20 protein-coding genes are annotated in these 18,904 nt (G+C 67.6%); 8 read left to right on the top strand and 12 right to left on the bottom strand.

Annotated features, from left to right (window positions below; all coding sequences use genetic code 11):
• Positions 1 to 13: 13 nt before the first annotated feature.
• The 4 genes from AC07UH_RS04635 to hslU all read left to right on the top strand — a co-directional run bounded on the left by AC07UH_RS04635 (position 14) and on the right by hslU (position 3,078).
• The gene (locus AC07UH_RS04635) at positions 14 to 553 is read left to right on the top strand and encodes a glycoside hydrolase family 108 protein (protein WP_495179198.1); all 540 of its coding nucleotides are present in this window, start codon (positions 14 to 16) and stop codon (positions 551 to 553) included.
• Positions 550 to 810: a 3TM-type holin gene (locus tag AC07UH_RS04640; RefSeq protein ID WP_495179197.1), complete on the top strand. Its 261-nt coding sequence runs from the start codon at positions 550 to 552 to the stop codon at positions 808 to 810. The genes AC07UH_RS04635 and AC07UH_RS04640 overlap by 4 nt, the downstream gene beginning before the upstream one ends.
• A 345-nt stretch (positions 811 to 1,155) precedes the next feature.
• Positions 1,156 to 1,701, top strand: coding sequence for an ATP-dependent protease subunit HslV (gene hslV / locus AC07UH_RS04645; protein WP_495179789.1), 546 nt, complete (start codon positions 1,156 to 1,158; stop codon positions 1,699 to 1,701).
• Positions 1,702 to 1,785: 84 nt separating this feature from the next.
• Entirely contained in the window at positions 1,786 to 3,078 is a 1,293-nt protein-coding gene (gene hslU / locus AC07UH_RS04650) for an ATP-dependent protease ATPase subunit HslU (protein WP_495179196.1), read from the top strand.
• A 200-nt stretch (positions 3,079 to 3,278) separates the two neighbouring features.
• Here hslU and AC07UH_RS04655 read toward each other — a convergent pair whose 3' ends face one another.
• From AC07UH_RS04655 to AC07UH_RS04710, 12 genes are all read right to left on the bottom strand, one after another.
• Positions 3,279 to 3,635: a hypothetical protein gene (locus AC07UH_RS04655; protein WP_495179195.1), complete on the bottom strand. Its 357-nt coding sequence runs from the start codon at positions 3,633 to 3,635 to the stop codon at positions 3,279 to 3,281.
• Entirely contained in the window at positions 3,632 to 4,048 is a 417-nt protein-coding gene (locus AC07UH_RS04660) for a hypothetical protein (RefSeq protein ID WP_495179194.1), read from the bottom strand. The genes AC07UH_RS04655 and AC07UH_RS04660 overlap by 4 nt, the downstream gene beginning before the upstream one ends.
• A 35-nt stretch (positions 4,049 to 4,083) precedes the next feature.
• Positions 4,084 to 4,812, bottom strand: coding sequence for a hydroxyacylglutathione hydrolase (gene gloB / locus AC07UH_RS04665; protein ID WP_495179193.1), 729 nt, complete (start codon positions 4,810 to 4,812; stop codon positions 4,084 to 4,086).
• Position 4,813: 1 nt separating this feature from the next.
• A complete protein-coding gene (locus AC07UH_RS04670) occupies positions 4,814 to 5,263 on the bottom strand; it encodes a VOC family protein (RefSeq protein ID WP_495179192.1) in 450 nt (149 codons plus the stop codon).
• 98 nt (positions 5,264 to 5,361) lie between these two features.
• A complete protein-coding gene (locus tag AC07UH_RS04675; RefSeq protein WP_495179191.1) occupies positions 5,362 to 6,150 on the bottom strand; it encodes a tetratricopeptide repeat protein in 789 nt (262 codons plus the stop codon).
• Entirely contained in the window at positions 6,147 to 6,860 is a 714-nt protein-coding gene (locus AC07UH_RS04680; RefSeq protein ID WP_495179190.1) for an alpha/beta fold hydrolase, read from the bottom strand. Before AC07UH_RS04680 ends, AC07UH_RS04675 begins: the two co-directional genes overlap by 4 nt.
• Before the next feature lie 361 nt (positions 6,861 to 7,221).
• A complete protein-coding gene (locus AC07UH_RS04685; RefSeq protein ID WP_495179189.1) occupies positions 7,222 to 8,307 on the bottom strand; it encodes a M48 family metallopeptidase in 1,086 nt (361 codons plus the stop codon).
• On the bottom strand, positions 8,291 to 9,391 hold the full coding sequence (locus AC07UH_RS04690; protein WP_495179188.1) for a YjgN family protein: 1,101 nt from the start codon (positions 9,389 to 9,391) through the stop codon (positions 8,291 to 8,293). Before AC07UH_RS04690 ends, AC07UH_RS04685 begins: the two co-directional genes overlap by 17 nt.
• Before the next feature lie 179 nt (positions 9,392 to 9,570).
• Positions 9,571 to 9,774, bottom strand: a complete 204-nt coding sequence (locus AC07UH_RS04695) for a helix-turn-helix transcriptional regulator (RefSeq protein WP_038662968.1) — start codon at positions 9,772 to 9,774, stop codon at positions 9,571 to 9,573.
• The gene (locus AC07UH_RS04700; protein WP_495179187.1) at positions 9,771 to 10,184 is read right to left on the bottom strand and encodes a hypothetical protein; all 414 of its coding nucleotides are present in this window, start codon (positions 10,182 to 10,184) and stop codon (positions 9,771 to 9,773) included. The genes AC07UH_RS04695 and AC07UH_RS04700 overlap by 4 nt, the downstream gene beginning before the upstream one ends.
• A 74-nt stretch (positions 10,185 to 10,258) precedes the next feature.
• Positions 10,259 to 10,495 (bottom strand): DUF6356 family protein, encoded by a 237-nt coding sequence (locus tag AC07UH_RS04705; RefSeq protein WP_495179186.1) that lies wholly within the window; start codon positions 10,493 to 10,495, stop codon positions 10,259 to 10,261.
• A gap of 23 nt (positions 10,496 to 10,518) precedes the next feature.
• Positions 10,519 to 11,946, bottom strand: a complete 1,428-nt coding sequence (locus AC07UH_RS04710) for a Mur ligase family protein (protein ID WP_495179185.1) — start codon at positions 11,944 to 11,946, stop codon at positions 10,519 to 10,521.
• Positions 11,947 to 12,011: 65 nt separating this feature from the next.
• Here AC07UH_RS04710 and AC07UH_RS04715 point away from each other — a divergent pair, with 65 nt between their 5' ends.
• The 4 genes from AC07UH_RS04715 to AC07UH_RS04730 all read left to right on the top strand — a co-directional run bounded on the left by AC07UH_RS04715 (position 12,012) and on the right by AC07UH_RS04730 (position 18,874).
• Positions 12,012 to 12,827, top strand: coding sequence for an LD-carboxypeptidase (locus AC07UH_RS04715; protein WP_495179184.1), 816 nt, complete (start codon positions 12,012 to 12,014; stop codon positions 12,825 to 12,827).
• Positions 12,828 to 13,033: 206 nt separating this feature from the next.
• Complete coding sequence (thrS, locus tag AC07UH_RS04720) at positions 13,034 to 15,025, top strand: threonine--tRNA ligase (protein WP_495179183.1); 1,992 nt, start codon at positions 13,034 to 13,036, stop codon at positions 15,023 to 15,025.
• Positions 15,026 to 15,299: 274 nt separating this feature from the next.
• Complete coding sequence (gene infC, locus AC07UH_RS04725) at positions 15,300 to 15,833, top strand: translation initiation factor IF-3 (protein WP_037534495.1); 534 nt, start codon at positions 15,300 to 15,302, stop codon at positions 15,831 to 15,833.
• Positions 15,834 to 16,039: 206 nt separating this feature from the next.
• Positions 16,040 to 18,874, top strand: coding sequence for a TonB-dependent receptor (locus AC07UH_RS04730; protein ID WP_495179182.1), 2,835 nt, complete (start codon positions 16,040 to 16,042; stop codon positions 18,872 to 18,874).
• Positions 18,875 to 18,904: the final 30 nt, after the last annotated feature.

Consider the following 18,904-nt stretch of genomic DNA (forward strand, 5'->3'; position numbering starts at 1 on the left):
AAGGGAGCGCGCCATGACGATCCGGACCCTCATCGACCAGCTGATCGACCGCGAAGGCGGCTATGTCGATCATCCCGCCGACCGCGGCGGCCCGACGCGCTGGGGGATCACCGCCGCGGTCGCCCGCGCCAACGGCTATCACGGCGCGATCCGCGATCTGCCGCAGGCGGTGGCGGCGGACATCTACGAGCGCGTCTACTGGCAGGCGCCCGGCTTCGATCAGGTCGCGACGCGCGCGCCGGCGCTGGCGGCGGAATTGTTCGACACCGGCGTCAACATGGGGACGGCGACCGCGATCGGCTTCCTCCAGCGCGCGCTCAACGCGCTCAACCGCGATGCGCGCGACTATCCCGATCTCGCGCTCGACCGGACGATCGGCGCGCGGACGCTCGCCGCGCTTGATGCTTTTCTCGCGCATCGCGGCCGGGCCGGTGAGGCGGTGCTGATCAAGGCGGTCGACGCCTTGCAGGGCGAACGCTACCTCTCGCTTGCCGAGCGCCGGCCCGCCGACGAGGCGTTCCTGTACGGCTGGCTGGCGGGACGCGTCGCATGACCGCCGCTCCGCCGCCCGATCGCTGGGTGACGCGGGCGCGGCCGGCGTTCCTGTACGTGATGTATGCGCTGCTGCTGTGGTCGATCCCGATGGGGATCGTCGCGGCGGTCCGTCCCGATGTCGCGGCGGCGATGGCGCGGGCGATGGGCGCCTATCTGTCGGCGATCCCCGAACCGCTCTACGCGCTCTTCGGGACGGGCTATCTCGGCTATACCGCCGCGCGGACGTGGGGGAAGGTGAGAGGGGTGGACCGATAGGCGCCCGGAGGCGCGGAGGCGCGGAGAGGTTGCATGGGTGGCGAGAGCAGCACGCCCCCTCATCGTCGCTCGCTCGCTCCCGCCGTTATCCCGACGAACGTCGGGACCCATGGACGCGCTCCCGGTGATGGTACGCGCAACATCGGCCTCACCGCAACCATGGGTCCCGGCGTTCGCCGGGATGACGATGGGGGGCGGGGGCGCTGTGTCGGTACGAGCACCGCCTCTGCGTCTCCGCGTCTCTGCGCGAGCCATCTTCGCAATCTCCACCCGACGCCGTTCGACCGTGTGGTTGCCCCGCCGCAACTTCATCCTACATCGCCAACCATGAGCGATTCCCATTCCATGCCCGTCTGGCATGGCACCACCATCCTGTCGGTCCGGCGCAACGGCAAGGTCGTCGTCATCGGCGACGGCCAGGTCTCGATGGGCCAGACCGTGATGAAGCCCAATGCCAAGAAGGTCCGCCGTCTCGGCGCCGACGGACTGGTGATCGGCGGTTTCGCCGGCGCCACCGCCGACGCCTTCACGCTGTTCGAGCGGCTGGAGGCGAAGCTGGAACGCCATCAGGGCAAGCTGATGCGCGCCGCGGTCGAGCTGGCCAAGGATTGGCGCACCGACAAATATCTGCGCAACCTCGAGGCGATGATGATCGTCGCCGACACGGACGTGACGCTGATCCTCACCGGCAACGGCGACGTGCTCGAACCCGAAAACGGCGTCGCCGCGATCGGCTCGGGCGGCAATTACGCGCTCGCCGCGGCGCGCGCGCTGGTCGATTATGAGGCCGATGCCGAGACCGTCTGCCGCAAGGCGATGGCGATCGCCGCCGAGGTCTGCGTCTACACCAACGATCGCACGACGATCGAGGTGATGGACAGCACGAGCTGATCCGTCGCCGTTCGGACCCCTGACTTTCCGTGACCTTTCCTTGATCCCAGGCCGTTATCCTGGCCTCGGGCAACCCGGCAGACCATGAACCAGAACCTCACCCCCAAGGCGATCGTCGCCGCTCTCGACGCCCATATCATCGGGCAAGCCGACGCCAAGCGTGCGGTCGCGGTGGCGATGCGCAACCGCTGGCGCCGCCAGCAGCTCTCCGCCGACCTGCGCGACGAGGTGACGCCGAAGAACATCCTGATGATCGGGCCGACCGGCTGCGGCAAGACCGAGATCAGCCGCCGGCTGGCGAAGCTCGCCGACGCGCCCTTCGTCAAGGTCGAGGCGACCAAGTTCACCGAGGTCGGCTATGTCGGTCGCGACGTCGAACAGATCGCCCGCGACCTCGTCGAGGAGGCGATCCGGCTGGAGAAGGAGCGCCGCCGCGTCGCGGTGAAGGACAAGGCCGAGGAGGCGGCGATGAAGCGCCTGCTCGATGCGCTGGTCGGCAAGGATTCGAGCGCGGCCACGCGCGAAAGTTTCAAGCAGCGCTTCGCCGACGGCCATCTCGACGCGACCGAGATCGAGATCGAGCTGGAACAGGCCGCGACGACGCCGTTCGAGGTGCCGGGCGCGGGACCGCAGATGATCAACCTGTCGGAGATGATGAAGTCGTTCGGCGGCGGCCAGCCGCTCAAGCGCCGCAAGCTGTCGGTCCGCGCGGCATGGGACAAGCTTGTCGAGGAAGAGGCGGACAAGCGCCTCGACCAGGATGAGGTCAGCCGCACCGCGCTCGCCGACGCCGAGGCGAACGGCATCGTCTTCCTCGACGAGATCGACAAGATCGCGGTCAGCGACGTGCGCGGCGGTTCGGTCAGCCGCGAGGGCGTGCAGCGCGACCTGCTGCCGCTGATCGAAGGTACGACCGTGGCGACAAAATACGGGCCGATGAAGACCGACCATATCCTGTTCATCGCCAGCGGCGCGTTCCACGTCGCCAAGCCGAGCGACCTACTGCCGGAATTGCAGGGCCGCCTGCCGATCCGCGTCGAGCTGAAGGGGCTGACCGAGGAGGATTTCATCGCGATCCTGTCGGACACAAAGGCGTCGCTGCCCGCGCAATATAAGGCCTTGCTGGCGACCGAGGGCGCCGAGGTGAGCTTCACCGATGACGGCATCGCCGCGATCGCGCGCATCGCCGCCGAAGTTAACGGGCAGGTCGAGAATATCGGCGCGCGGCGGTTGCAGACGGTGATGGAGAAGCTGCTGGAGGAGGTGAGCTTCGACGCCGAGGACCGTAGCGAGCCGGTGACGGTGGATGCGGCCTATGTCGACAAGCAGCTCGCCGGGATTGCGCGCAATACCGACCTCAGCCGGTTCGTGCTGTAATCGGCGCGGTCGCGGACCCGATCACCGAGCCTGTCGAAGCATCCGTCACGCAGCGGCGGTCCCGTGTGCGGGATCGCCCTTCGACAGGCTCAGGGCAAACGGTGGGATGAAAGACCAGCCTCATCCCGTTCGTGCTGAGCCTGTCGAAACACAGAAAGCCGCGAGGCCCTTCACCAAGCTCGGGGCGAACGGTTCGAACGCTATTTTTTCACCCGCACATACGGGGTGAATTCGGTGAAGCGGCAATAGCCCGACGGGATCGTCATTCCCGGCGTAATCACGCGGAAGCGGTCGTTCTTGCACAATTGTCCGCCATAGACGTCGATCACCAGGGTGGTGAACGGTGCCAGCGACGGACAGGCGCCGACCGGGCCGGTCTTCCACACGCGCGCGCCCTGCGTGTAGAGGATCGTGTGCGCGTCGACGATCGACGGCCCCTGCATCGACGTCAGGCTGATGCAATTGGCGGGGGCCTCCGCCACCCGCCCGGCGAGGGGATCGGACTTGGCGGCGAGCAGCGGCAGCGCCAGCGCGCCGATCAGCAGCGGGCGGATCATTTCCCGTCCCGGCTGTAGCGGACGAACGGGCCGAACGAGCAACTGCCGCTGAACGTGCGCGACGCCGAATCGACCGTCGTGGCGATGTCGCCCTGGCACAATTGGCCGGTGGGCGTACGCGTAATGAGAATATCGCCGCGCGCGATGCGCTCGCAACCGCCGACGGTATCGCTGCGGTATTTGACGCCGTTGCTGACGACATAGACGATCGTCGGGCCATAGGCCTTGACCTGCGTGCTCGGAAACTGCGGCATGCAGGCCCCGGACCTGCCCGGCGTCAGCCCGGCCAGTTCCTTGGCCAGATCGGTGGCGGCGGCGGCGCTCGCCTGCTCCGCCGCGGCGACCTGCTTCGGAGTCTGGGTGCAGCCCGCCGCACAGACGGCGAGCAACGCGACGAAAGGTCTCACGGTCATCATCAGCACGTCTCCTGCACCGCGACCGGAACGTTTCAGCCGCGGAAGTTATCCTTTGATTCGCGTAGCTTGGCGAACTCTTCGGCGTCGGTGGCGCGCAGGAAGGGGTTGGTCGCCCGCTCCAGCGCGATCGTCGTCGGCACCGTCGCCTGACCCGCCGCCCGCGCCGCATCGACCGCGGTCATCCGCGTCGCCAGCGCTGCATTGTCCGGCTCGACGGTCAGCGCGAAGCGACCGTTCGACTGGGTATATTCGTGGCCACAATAGACCTGGGTCGTGCCGGGCAGCGTCGCATAGCGCTGCATGTTGGCGAACATCTCCGCCGGCGTGCCTTCGAACAATCGCCCGCAGCCGAGCGCGAACAGCGTATCGCCGGTGAAGATCGCGTCCGCCCCGGCGAGATGGAAGGCGATATGGCCGGCGGTATGGCCCGGCACGTGCCACACGTGCGCGACCTCGGTGCCGATCCGCACCGTGTCGCCCTCGCCGACGGTCGAATCGAGCGTCGGGATCTTGGCGGCCTCGGCGGCTGGACCGGTGATCTGCGCGCCCGCCGCCTGCAAAGCGGCGTTGCCGCCAATATGGTCGGGGTGCCAGTGCGTCGTCCACACCTGGTCGATCGTCCAGCCCCGCTCGGCGGCGGCGGCCTGTACCGGTGCCGCCTCGCCGGGATCGACCGCCACCGTCTCGCCGCTGACGGGATCGTGGATCAGCCAGGCGTAATTGTCGGTCAGCACGGGGACGCGGACGATCGCCAGCGTCACGTCACCAGCTCCCGGTGTTCGGCATCGACGCCCAGGGCTCGGCGGGAGCGAGCGCGTCGCCTGCCTGCAACAGCTCGATCGAGATGCCGTCGGGGGTCTTCACGAACGCCATATTGCCGTCGCGCGGCGGCCGGTTGATCGTCACGCCGGAGTCCATCAGCCGCTGGCAGCTGTCGTAGATATTGTCGACGCGATAGGCGAGATGGCCGAAATTGCGGCCACCGCTATAGGTTTCCGGCGGCGTACCGTCATCGGCGGGCCAATTGTAGGTCAGCTCGACCTCGGCGCGGCGATCGCCGATCTTGCGGTCGTCGGCGGTGGCGAGGAAGATCAGCGTGAACCGCCCCGCCTCATTCTCGATCCGCCGCACTTCCTCGAGCCCGAGCACGCGGAAGAAGGCGATCGTCGCGTCGGGATCGCTGACGCGGATCATCGTGTGGAGATAGTGCATGCGTGGGTCCTGCGGTTGATGGTCCGGATTTAAGGCGCCAACGCACGGGGCACCAGAGGGTGTCCGGGTGAAGCCTCCGAACCCGGCGCCATCAGCGGTTACCGTCCCGCCGGCACCTTCGCCGACACCGGCGCGTCGCCGAATTGCGCCAGCGCGGCACGCGCGTGCTGGCCCGCCGGCAAATTGGGGGCGAGCCGCGCCGCTTCCGCCCAGGCGGCGCGCGCGCCCGCTTCGTCCTGCGTTGAGGCGGCGATATTGCCCGCTTCGAGCTGCACCGAAGCGTCGTCGGGCGAACGGCGCAGCGCCTCGGCGATGTCCGTCTTGGCCCGCGTCATATTGCCCATCCGCCGCGCCAGCGTCGCCGAGAGCAGCCAGGCGAGCGGATCGTCGCCGGCCCCGGCAAGCGCCAGATCGATATCGCGTCGCGCCGCCGGCAGCTCGCCCGCGGCGACGAGGACACGCGCATGGTCGAGCTGCGCCTCGCCGAGCGCCAGCCCCTCCAGCGTTCCCGCAACCAGCGCGGTGTCGAGCGCCGCACGCGCGCCGGGCACGTCACCCGCCGCCAGCCGGGCATTGCCCGCCTGCGCCCAGTAATTGGCGGCACGCTTGTCGTGCGCCGCATCGGCGGCCTTGGCGGCGGCGGTGAATTCGGTCGCAGCGGCGGCGAACTCGCCCTGCTGCGCCAGCGCCAGCCCGGCGCATTGCCGGGCGAACCACGCGCCCCCGCTCGCCGCCCAGCGCGTCGCCTCGACGCGCGCCGCGGCGGGGTCGCTGACCGCGAGCTGGCGGCAGCGATCGTAGCGCGCGGCGCGCGGATCGACGTCGGGGACGGTCGCCTTCGGTGCGGGCGCGGCGGCGGCCTGCACCGCGGCAAGGATCAGGATCATCGCAACACATCCTCGGTCGCCCGGACGATCAACGCGATATCGGACGCGCGCGACAGCCGGTGGTCGCCGTCCTTGATGAGCAGCGTCTGCACGTCGGCTGAACGGATCATCTCGCCGAGCCGCACGGTGCGATGCCACGGCACGTCCTTGTCCGCCTGGCCCTGCACCAGCCGCACCCGGCCATCGACGGGGATCGTCCCGAACATCAGCCGATTGGCCTCGCCCGACTGGAAGAAGACGCGGGTATAGACGGTCGGCGCCGGGCCGTAGAGATTGGCGCGCTCGAGTCGTCCCTCTGTGAGGATCGCCATCTTCTCCTCGGTGGTGAAGCCCCAGTCGGTGAAGTCGGGTGCCGGCGCGATGCCGACCAGCCCGACCACCTGTTCGGCGCGCAGCTTGGCGACGAGCAGCATCAGCCAGCCGCCCAGCGACGAGCCGACCAGCACCACCGGCCCGGTCGCGACCTGATCGAGCATCGCCAGCACGTCGTCGCGCCAGCCGGCGAGCGTCTGCTCCTCGAACGTGCCCTCGCTCTGCCCGCAGCCGCCGTAATCGAAGCGCAGGAACGCGCGACCCTCGGCGCGCGCCCATGCCTCCAGCGCCAGCACCTTGGCGCCCTGCATGTCCGAGGCATAGCCCGGCAGGAAGACGATCGTCGGCCCGGCGCCGGGCGTGTGGTGATAGGCGAGGCGGGGGCGGGGGTCTGTCATGGCCGCTGTGTATCGTGGGCGCGGTGGCGCGTCATCCTCGCTTGGGTGGAGATAGCGTCGGGAGGTCACTGGGCGGACGCGACGTTCAGGGTTGCGGATTTCCTCCCCCTGACGGGCAGGGCTACGGCAGCTGGACGCTCGTGCGAGTCCGTCGTCTTCCAAGCCCTTCCCGTCACCCCGGACTTGTTCCGGGGTCCACCCTGCGGCGAGGAGAAACGCTTCATTCCACACCGTTCTCCCGCGGCCCGGTGGACCCCGGAACAAGTCCGGGGTGACGACTCTAATAGGGAAAGCGATCGAGCCTCATCACCGCAGCCGCATCCTAAAGCCCTGGCCTAGCGGGGGAGGACTTCGGGGAGCCTTAGAAGCGCCATTCCATCTTGTCGGTCTCGCCCGCGCAGATGCCGCGCAACGCCAGCCATTCGGCGGTGTCGATCGCCGGTACGTAATGCACATCACCCGCCGCGCTGCGCCGGAAGCGCGCGGCGCGGTCGGCGGACAGCGGATGGTTGGCAATATAGGCGAACATCCGCTCGCCGCTCGCATTGCCCTTCGCCAGGCGATCGAAGAAGGCCGCGGTCGGCAAGGGCGACACGCGCGCGTCGGCGAGCAGCCGGATCGCATAGCCGTCCGCCCGTGCCTCCGCCCCGCGCGAATAAGCGGTGGCGAGCAATGCGTTGGTATAGCCGCCGACATGGCCCTCCATCCCGCCGAGCAGCACCGACAGGCCCAGTTGCCGCAGCAGCGATTCCATCACGTCGCGGCCGCGGACGTGGCCGATCTCGTGACCGATCACCCCTGCGACCTCGTCGGGCGAGCGGGCCGCCTGCAACAGTCCGTCGAAGATCACGATCCGGCCGCCGGGCAAGGTCACCGCATTGACCATCGGCAATTTGACGACATGGACGTCGAGGGTGGGATCGTCGGGATCGATGCGGTTGGCGAGCTTCGCCAGCGCTGCGGCGCCGACCGGCTCGACGCAGCCCTTGCGGCCGAAGTCGCCGACCATCACCTCGCCGAGCCGCCGTTCGAGCGAGGCGGGCACCATCCGCGCGACCAGCGCCGGCGTCTGCAGCACCAGCGCCACCGCGACCGCCGCCAGCACCGCGAATGCCGCCGCCGCGCGCCACAGGCCGAAGCGGTCGACCCAGTCGCCATAGCGCCGCGCCCGCGGCAGCCGCACGGCGATCTCCGCCGGCACCGGCCCGATGAAGCCGATCCGCCACCCCGGCTGCCCCTGCAACCCGAAGGTCCGCGCATCGCCGTCGCCATCCGCCGGGGTGAGCTGCGCGAAGGCCAGCCATGCGCCGGCGCGACCGTCCTCGTCGAGCCGGAAGCCGTCACCCTCGACGACCAGCCGTACCTGCCGGCGCAACGCACTGCGGCCGTCGTAATGCCATGCCGCCGCGGCGGGCGCCCCGGCGTCCACGTCAGAAGGCGCCGACATCGAAGGCGTCGAGCATCCCTTCGCCCTGGCCCGGGGCCCGGGTGTGCGACTGGAGCAACGTGTCGAGCTCGACCTCGCCATAAGCGGCGAGATGGCGGATGAAGAACGTCCAGTTGCGATAGGGGAGGAAGATCGCGCCGACGCCGAAAGTGACGATCACCAACGCGAGGCTGCCGAGATAGAAGAGGACCCAGTCCCTGGTCGACGCCTCGAAGCCGAATTGCAGCGTGCCGAGCGACGTCGCGCCCACCGCCTCGCGGAAGAAGGCGGCGAAATAGGTCATAGCGACCAGCCCGAGCACGCCGAAGAAGAAGACGTAGAAGGCGAGCCCCGCGGCCACGATGGTGACGACGGTCTTCGCGGTCGGCACGCTGCCCGGCGTGTGATCGAGCACGCCATTGGTCGCCATGACCGCCGCCATGGCCCCGAAGGCGACGACCAGCGCGACGGGCAGCAAATAGAAGAGCAGAAAGCGACCGAACACCGGCTGCCAGCGCGCCGCGCTGCGGAACGACAGCGAGCCGAAGCTCATCGCGTTCCAGCGCTCGTTCCACAGCCGCGCCATCGACCAGGGCGTCATCAGGTAGATGGTGAGGAACGACACGAACGTCTTCCAGAAGTAGCTCCACCCGTAGGCGAACCCCTGCGCGTCGCTGCCGCCGCGAATACCGTGCCACAGGGTGCGGCTGAGCCGGTAGCGCAGCGCGCGGAAGCGCGCGACGCCGATCAGGTAGAGGGCGGTCAGATACATCAGGATCGCAAGCAATCCCGCCGCGCCCGGATGGCCGTGCATCATCGCGCTCTGCAACCCGAGGTTGACCAGGCCGAACGGCAGCACGAACAGGAAGAAGGCGATGACATAGCCGATGAACAATTCGAGGCCGGTGCCCGTCCATTCCAGCCGATCGTCGATGAACCGGGTCCGGCTCCACAGATACCGGCGGGTTCGTGCCCGTGCCCAGAAGGTGTAGAGGCCGAGCGTCACGATCATCAGCAACAGGTTGGTGAAGGCGATCGGCGCATACGCCTGCCATGTCCCGGTGAACCGGAACGCACGCGTGTCCGCTGAAGTCTGATCGGTCATCTCTGTTCCCCCGCCACGAATGGAGCCGAGCGAAAGGGGCCAGTCAACGCCCGAAAAGGGTTAACGCGTCGCCGTCGCTCGGCATCCGGCCGCAAGTCGCGCGCGTTCAATCAGATGACGCATGCGACCGATCGTCGCTCCGTCTCGTGGTCGTCACGGTCATGGGGTGGAGGAGGACGTCATTGCTCCTTCGACGGGCTGACGAAAATGTCTTCGATCGCCAGGCCGAACAGTTCGGCGATCTTGAACGCGAGCGGCAGCGACGGATCGTAGCGGCCGGTCTCGATCGCATTGACGCTCTGCCGGCTGACCTCGAGCTGGTCGGCGAGATGCTGTTGCGACCAGCCGCGGGTCCCACGCAGGTCACGCAGGTGGTTGGTCACGCGGCGTCTCCCGCGGACCGTTCGATCGCGGCGTTGATGAAGCCGCCGATGCCGAGACCCCCGAACCAGACGATCGGCCAGGCATAGCCGACGAGGTGCGGCACCAGATCGAAATTTTCGAGGAAGCCCCAGAAGGTCGCGACCGTCATCGCGATCCCGGTCGCGATGATCGTCTGTCGCGCCATCAGCAGGCGCTGATATTCGTCTCGTTCCTCGCTGAAATAGATGCCGATGACGGCGAAGAAGCCGGATACCGGCAAGGCCGGCAGGATGCCCAGCAGATAGGCGAGGGGACCGCTGACGAGATGCCGGGCGAACAGCCAGCAGACCGGCAGCAGCACCGCGGCATAGATGAGCGACAGAATGATGATGCGCCGATTGTAGCGGCGCTGTGCGGGTGTTCCGGCCATGTACGTCCTCCCTCGAATCGTTGTGAAGGAGGCTTTACATGGAAAGCAGGCTTTACGTCAAGCGCGCTTGACAATCAGATGACGAATTCGACCGATCGTTGCTCCGTCTCGTGCGCGCGCTTGGCGACGATCTCGGCGTGGAGCGCGGTGATCGTACGGCTGCCGGTGGTGGTGAAGAGGAAGGGCAGCACGCCGTGGATCAGCGCGGCGACGCCGCCGCCGATCATGCGCAGCCCGAAGCGCGACGCGACGCTGAGATGCTCGGTATAGCTTTCCCCGACCGAGGCGGGATGCTGGGTGAAGAGCTTCATGACGCGTACCTCCTGCCGCCAGTCTAGCCCCGCGCGCGCAGCGACTCCAGCATCTCGGCGGCGAGCAGGCTCAGCGTGTCGTCGCGCGCGCCCATCACGACGATCCGGTCGCCTTCGCGCGCCTCGGCGACCAGCATCGCCGCCGCCGCCGCGCGATCGGCGACGTGGCGCGCGTCGCGGCCGGCGGCGGTGAGGTCGGCGACGATGTCCGCGCTGGTCACCTCGCGTGCGACGGTGCCGCCGTGATAGACCGGGTCGGGCAGTACCAGCACGTCGTCGGACGCCAGCTTCTGGCCGAGCGTCTCGACCAATTCGCGGCGCATCACCTTGAGCGGGCCATAGCCGTGCGGCTGGAACAGCAGCAGCAGCCGGCCGGGAAAGGCGTGCAGCGTGTCGATCGTCGCGGCGATCTTGTCGGGGTTGTGACCGAAATCGTCGATCACCGCGACGCCGGCCGCCTCGCCGACGAGGTCGAAACGGCGGCGCAGCCCGGTGAATCCGCCGATGGCATCGACCGCGACGGCGAGCGGCACGCCCGCGGCGACCGTGGCGGCGATCGCCGCAAGCGCGTTGGAGACGTTGTGCCGCCCCGGCACCTGCAGCCGCACCGGGATCGCCGCATTGCCCGCGGCGATCAGGTCGAAGCGCGCCGCAAATGGCGCCTCGACGATGTTGCGCGCGGCGAAATCGGCGTCGCGGTCGAGGCCGAAGGTCGCGACATGCGTCGGCGGCAGCGCCGCGGCGAGCGCCGCCGCCTCGTCATTGTTGAGGTTGACGATCGCCGTCTCCGCCTTGGCGATGAAGCCGGCGAACAGGCTGCGCAATTCCTCCAGCTCCTTGTGGTCGAGGCTGACGTTGTTGAGCACTGCGATGCGCGGGCGATATTGCGCGATCGAGCCGTCGCTCTCGTCGACCTCGCTGACGAAGGGCTCGCCGTCGCCGACCAGCGCGCTGGCGAAGGGCGCTTGCGGATGCGCGAAATTCTTCATCACCGCGCCGTTCATCACCGTCGGATCACGGCCGGCAGCGTGGAGGATCCAGCCGATCATGCCGGTGACGGTCGACTTGCCGCTGGTCCCGGCGACGCCGATCGGCAGTGCGCTCTGGTTGAACAGGGTGCTGAGCAGTTCGGCGCGGCTCGCCCGCATGCAGCCGAGCCGCGTCGCCGCGACGATGTCGGCGACGCTGTCCTCGACCGCGGCGGAGGCGACGACGATCTGCTCGGCGGACACCACGCCGCTGCCGTCCTGCGGGAACAGCGCGATGCCGCGTGCGCGCAACGCGTCGAACTTGGCGGGCACGCGCCCCTGGTCGAGCCCGCGGTCGGAACCGGCGACGATCGCGCCGCGCCCCGACAGGATCGTCGCCAACGGCATCATCCCCGATCCGCCGATGCCGACGAGGAAGAAGCGCTTGCCCGCTACCGGGCCGGAAAGATTGCCGTTCGCCATGACGCTGCGCTATCGACGCGGCCGCGCAGGGGCAAGGCTCTGCGGCGAGGCGGAGCGACGGGACGATGCGGATAGGGGTGGTGGCGCCGGCGAGCATCGGCAACAAGGATGCCGAGGCGCCGTTCATCGCCTTCGCCGCGCTGGCCTATCCCGAGGTCGATCTGGTCGTCCATCCGCAATGCTGGGAGACCGCGGGCCATTTCGCCGGCGACGACGCGCGGCGCGCATCGGCCTTTCTCGAATTCGCCAACGATCCCGGCTTCGATGCGATCTGGTTCCTGCGCGGCGGCTATGGCTCGAACCGCATCCTGCCGCTAGTGATGCCGCAGCTCGGCCCCGCGGCACGGCACAAGAGCTATCTCGGCTATTCCGACATGGGGTTCCTGCTCGGCGCGCTCTATGCGCGGCGGATCGGCCGGCCCTGCCACGGCCCGATGGCGAGCGACATCCGCCGCAAGGGCGGGGACCAGACGGTCGCGCGGTCGCTCGGCTGGCTGGCGCGCGGCGACCGGCAGGGGCTGGAGCCGGGGCTCGACGGCCGGCCGGCGGCGGCGTTCAACCTGTCGATCCTCGGCGCGCTGATCGGCACGCCCTGGCTGCCCGACCTCACCGACCATGTCCTGATGATCGAGGAAGTGTCGGAGCCGATGTACAATATCGACCGGCTGCTGTTCCACATGGGCCATGCGACGCAGCTCAAGGGGATCGCCGGCGTCCGCCTCGGCGCGGTGACCGCGGTGCAGCCCAACGAACCCGAATGGGGCGATACGCTGGAATATATGATCCGGCGCTGGTGCGGGGATCTCGGCGTGCCGTATCTCGGCCGGGCGGAGATCGGTCATACGCAGACCAATTGCGTGGTGCCGTTCGGCATCGCCTAAATCCTCCCCGGTACGGGGAGGGGGACCGCTCGGCGCAGCCGAGTGGTGGAGGGGGCTCGCCGCGGATGCTGCGCTTGTGGAGCCCCCCCCTCCGTCACCGCTTCGCGGTGCCACCTCCCCGTGCCGGGGAGGAATTACGGCAACGCTTGCCTATATACCCTGCGCCGCTTTATTCGCGGCTTCCTCAACCAACCTGAAAGTCCATCATGTCCGCCATGTTCCGTATCACGCTGCCCGACGGTTCCGTCCGCGAGGTTGCGCCCGGGACTACCCCGGCGGACGTCGCCGCCGCGATCGGTCCCGGCCTCGCCAAGGCGGCGCTGGCCGCGCGGATCGACGGTCAGGTGCGCGATCTCAACCGGCCGTTCGAGGGCGACACGCAGCTGGCGCTGGTCACCGCGAAGGACGAGGCCGATGCGCTCGAACTCGTCCGCCACGATCTCGCGCACGTCATGGCCGAGGCGGTGCAGCATCTGTTCCCCGGCACGCAGATCACCTTCGGCCCGGCGACCGACGATGGTTTCTATTACGACTTCGCCCCCAAGGACCGCCCGTTCACCGAGGAGGACCTGCCCGCGATCGAGGCGGAGATGCGCCGCATCATCGCGCGGAACGAGCCGTTCACGCGCGAAGTGTGGACGCGCGAGCAGCTGATCGAGACCTGGACGCAGCAGGGCGAGACGTTCAAGGCCGAATGGGCCGCCGAACTGCCCGACAACGAGGAACTGACGATCTATCGTCAGGGCGCATGGCTCGACATGTGCCGCGGGCCGCACATGGCCTCGACCGGCAAGCTCGATCCGCAAGCCTTCAAGCTGACGCGCGTGTCGGGCGCCTATTGGCGCGGCGACCAGAAGAACGCGATGCTCAGCCGTATCTACGGCACCGGCTGGCTCAACAAGAAGCAGCTCGACCAGCATCTCTTCATGCTGGAGGAGGCGGCGAAGCGCGACCATCGCAAGATCGGCCAGGAGATGGACCTGTTCCACCTCCAGTCGGAAGCGCAGGGTTCGGTATTCTGGCACCCCAAGGGCTTCATCCTGTGGCGCCAGCTCGAGGCATACATGCGCCGCCGGCTCGACGCCGCCGATTATGCCGAGGTGAAGACGCCGCAGCTCATGGATGCCAAACAGTGGGAGCAATCCGGCCACTGGGGCAAGTATCGCGAGAACATGTTCGCCGTCCCCGACGAGGTACCCAATACCGAGGATGAGGGCGCGGTGCTGTCGGGCGAGGGCGATCTGATGGCGCTCAAGCCGATGAACTGCCCGGCGCACGTGCTGATCTTCAAACAGGGGATCAAGAGCTATCGCGACCTGCCGATCCGCATGGCCGAATTCGGCTGCTGCCACCGCAACGAGCCGCACGGCGCGCTGCACGGCATCATGCGCGTCCGCCAGTTCACGCAGGACGACGCGCATATCTTCGTACGCGAGGACCAGCTCGTCGACGAGGTGCGCAAGTTCTGCGAATTGCTCGATTCGGTCTACAAGCATCTCGGCTTCGACTCTTATGCGATCAAGCTGGCGCTGCGCCCCGAGAAGCGGTTCGGCTCGGAAGAAATGTGGGACTGGGCGGAACAGTCGCTGCGCGATGCGGTCGCCGCGACGGGCCGCGACACGCCTGAATACGGCTGGGAGGAACTGCCGGGCGAGGGGGCGTTCTACGCGCCCAAGCTCGAATTCCACCTGACCGACGCGATCGGTCGGACGTGGCAGGTCGGCACGATCCAGACCGACACCGTCCTGCCCGAGCGACTCGACGCCAGCTACGTCGGCGAGGACGGCAACCGTCACCGCCCGATCATGCTCCATCGCGCGATCCTCGGCACGTTCGAGCGGTTCATCGGTATCCTGATCGAGCATCACGCCGGGCGCTTCCCGCTCTGGCTGTCGCCGGTGCAGGCGGTGGTCGCGACGATCGTCTCGGATGCGGACGGCTATGCCGAGGAGGTGGCGGCGACGCTGCGCAAGGCGGGCATCCGCGTCGAGACCGACCTGCGCAACGAGAAGATCAACTACAAGGTGCGCGAACATTCGGTGGCGAAGGTCCCGGTGCTGCTCGTCGTCGGCAAGCGCGAGGCGGAGGAAGGCAAGCTCGCCGTCCGCCGTCTCGGCAGCCAGGCGCAGCAGATCGTGACCGTCGACGAGGTGGTCGCCATGCTGCGCGAGGAGGCGACCCCGCCCGATCTGCGCTAACGCTTAAGTATCAGCCAGCCGTCGACTAATTCGTATCGGCCCGGGAGTCGCATCGCGTCCTCTGCGCTACCGGGCCAGCGAACGGGATGACCTCGGCATAACACGGCACATTGCGCATCGGTCAGCGGGAAGGGGATGGCGGCGTCCCAAGCCGTGAGGCCGAGGCTTTCGGCCGTCAATGATGCATCATCTTGCACAGGCATCTTCCGCAAACGCTCCGGAAAGCTTATATCTAATTCAAACCACCACAGGAGCTATACCCATACGTCCTCCCATGATGCGCCGACCGAATCAGGCGCCGCCAATGAATGGCCCTCGTTTCAACGAGTGGATCGTCAGCCCCAAGGTTCGCGTGATCGACCATGAGGGCGAGAATCTCGGCGTGATGTACACGCGCGAGGCGATGGCGCAGGCGCAGGAACTCGGCCTGGATCTGGTCGAGGTGTCGCCCAACGCGGATCCGCCCGTCGCCAAGTTCCTCGACGTCGGCAAGTTCAAGTATGAGGCGCAGAAGAAGGCGAACCTCGCCCGCAAGTCCCAGAAGACGCAGGAGATCAAGGAGATCAAAATGCGTCCGAACATCGACGACCACGATTACGACACCAAGATGAAGAAGGTCGTCGAGTTCATCGAGGAAGGCGACAAGGTCAAGGTCACGATGCGCTTCCGCGGTCGCGAGCTCAGCCACGGCCAGCTCGGCATGGCGGTGCTGCAGCGCGTCGCCGAACAGGTCGCCGAGGTCGCCAAGGTCGAGGCCTATCCGCGTATGGAAGGCCGTCAGATGCTGATGGTACTCGCGCCCAAGTAATTCCGGCCGATCCGGCGCTTTCCGTAGCGTCAGGCAGGTTTTTGAACACCGGGTCCGGCAACGGGCCCGGTGTTGCGTATGGGCGACAGTCCATTCGAAAATGCATACGGCAGCGACAAATTACTAGACGCTCACGCCTGCGCGATCCTAGCCTCAAAAGAAAACCCGATATTCGAAAACCGAAATCGGAACAGGAGAGGATGACCATGCGCCTTACTGCGTATCTGCTGTCGGCTGCGACGATCGCGATTGCCTCGCCCGTCATGGCGCAGAACAATTCGCCCGAGCCGTCGAGCCCGGCGACCCAGACGACCTCGCCGACCGCGGCGGGGTCGGTCGCGCAGGACGAGGGCGATCAGGGCGATATCGTCATCACCGCCCAGGGCCGCGCCCAGGCGCTCGCCGACGTGCCGGTCGCGGTTTCGGCGATCACCGCGGAGACGCTGCAGAATTCCGGCGCCAGCGACATCCGCCAGCTCAACCAGCTCGCGCCGTCGCTGCTGGTGTCGTCGACCGGCTCGGAGGCGAACGGCTCGGCGCGCATCCGCGGCATCGGCACGGTGGGCGACAATCCCGGCCTGGAAAGTTCGGTCGCGGTGTTCATCGATGGCGTCTACCGCTCGCGGTCCGGTATCGGCCTCACCGAACTCGGCGAGATCGATCGCGTCGAGGTGCTGCGCGGCCCGCAGGGCACGCTCGGCGGCCGCAATTCCTCGGCCGGCCTGATCAGCATCATCAGCAAGGCGCCGTCGTTCCAAGGCTTCAGCGGCGGTGCCGAGGCGACCTACGGCAATTACGATTTCTACCGTTTCGCCGGCAATCTCAACCTGCCGCTCAGCAAGACGATCGCGGCGCGGGTCGACGGCGTCTACGTCAAGCGCGACGGCTTCTACCGCGACTATACGAACAACACCGACGTCAACAATCGCAACCGCTATTTCGTCCGCGGCCAGTTGCTGTTCGAGCCGAGCAACGACGTCCGCTTCCGCCTGATCGGCGACTATACGCATCGCGACGAGAAATGCTGCGCCGCCACCTATGTCGACCGCAGCGTCAACGAGGCGGTGGGCAACCTCAACAACCCCGTCGCGTCGGTCAACGCCGGCCTCGCGGCGGGCGCCAACGGCAACAACATCGTCAACGTCATCCGCGACCTCGGCCAGCCGCTCGGCCTCGTCACCAGCCCCGGCTACAGCCGCGACGTGTCGGTGAGCGCCGGCCGCAGCTTCGCTGGCATCACCAAGGACTGGGGCGTCTCCGGCCAGCTCGACTGGACGATCGGCACCACCAAGCTGACCTCGATCACCGCGTACCGCGATTACGATTCGGATCAGGGCTCGGACACCGACTATAGCCGCGTCGATATCCTCTATCGCGCCGCCAACGGCAATTCCGCGCGCCGCTTCCGCACCTTCACGCAGGAACTGCGGCTCAACGGTTCGCTGTTCGCCGACAAGCTCGACTGGTTGGTCGGCGGCTTCTTCGCCAACGAGGATCTGCGCGTCCTCGACAACCTGCGCTTCGGCAGCCAGTACGGCCGCTTCGCCACCTGCCGCCTCGTTTCGGGCAGCGCGCTCGCGCAATTCTACGCGCCGGGAAGCACCGGCTGTCTCAGCGCCACGGGCCGCGCGGTGCTCAGCGGCGGCGTCCCCGGCGTCGCCTCGCCCTTCGGTGCCGCGGGGCCGCTCATCGTCAACGCGATCGCCACGCTCGACGGCATCAACGACAAGGGGTCGACCCGCGACGTCTACAATCAGAACAGCCGCAACTGGGCGCTGTTCACCCACAATATCTTCCACGTCACCGACACCGTCGATCTGACGCTCGGCGCGCGCTACACCAACGAACGCAAGAAGTTCGACGCCAGCTTCACCAACGACAACACCGGCTGCACCGCGATCCAGAGCTCGCTGCGGTCGCTGCTCGCGAACCCCGCCCTGGCGCCGACCGCCGCCGGAATCATCGGCCTCGCCTGTCAGGGCAACAACACCGCCGAGCTCAACGGCGTGTCGATCAACAGTCGCCGCAAGGAAGACCGGTTCACCGGCACCGCGATCCTGTCGTGGAAGCCGATCGACGATCTGCTGCTCTACGGCAGCTATTCGCGCGGCTATAAGGCAGGCGGCTTCAACCTCGATCGTTCGGCGCTCAAGCAGCCGGTGCAGACCTTCGCCCAGCTCGGCGGCGCGCAGGCGCTCGCCAACTCGCTGCAATTCGCGCCCGAGACGGTCAATTCCTACGAAGTCGGCGCAAAATACGGCACCGGCCCGTTCACCTTGTCCGCGGCGGCGTTCATCCAGGATTTCAGCAATTTCCAGCTGAACACCTTCAACGGCACGGTCTTCCTCGTGCAGAACATCAACGGCTGTTCGTCGAGCCTCAACGGCGGCGACCGCGACCAGAGCAAATTCCCGGCGGCGAGCAACTACAATGCCGCGGCGACCAGCAGCGGCGTCTGCCCGTCGGGCGACGTCGGTTACGGCGTCCGTGCCAAGGGCGTCGAGCTGGAGGCCTCGCTGGTCCCGGCACGCGACTTCCGCGTCAGCCTCGGCCTCACCGTCACCGACACCAAATATCGCAGCCAGCTCGTCGGCAGTTCCTCGGGCGCGCCGCTCGACCAGGCGCTGCGCCTGCTGCCGGGGCGGACGCTGTCCAATTCGGCGGACATCGTCGCGACCTCGTCGGCCTCGTGGACGCCGCAGCTCGGCGGCGGCTATTCGGCGCTGTTCTACGTCGATACGCGCATGACCAGCGACTATAACACCGGCTCCGACCTGTTCCCGCAAAAGGCGCAGGACGGTTATGCGATCGTCAACGCCCGCATCGGGCTGCGCATGCCGGACGAGCGGATCAGCCTCGAATTCTGGGGGCAGAACCTGACCAACGTCGATTACGCGCAGGTGGCGTTCAACTCGCCGTTCCAGGAAGGCGCGGCCAATGCGGCATTCCAGGACGCGCAATATCCCGGCGGCCGCCAGCTCTTCTCGCAATATCTCGCCGAGCCGCGGACCTATGGCGCGACGATCCGCGCGCGCTTCTGATTGTACCGATCCGTTCGTGCTGAGCCTGTC

Source organism: Sphingomonas sp. GW821-FHT04B01, assembly GCF_059420425.1.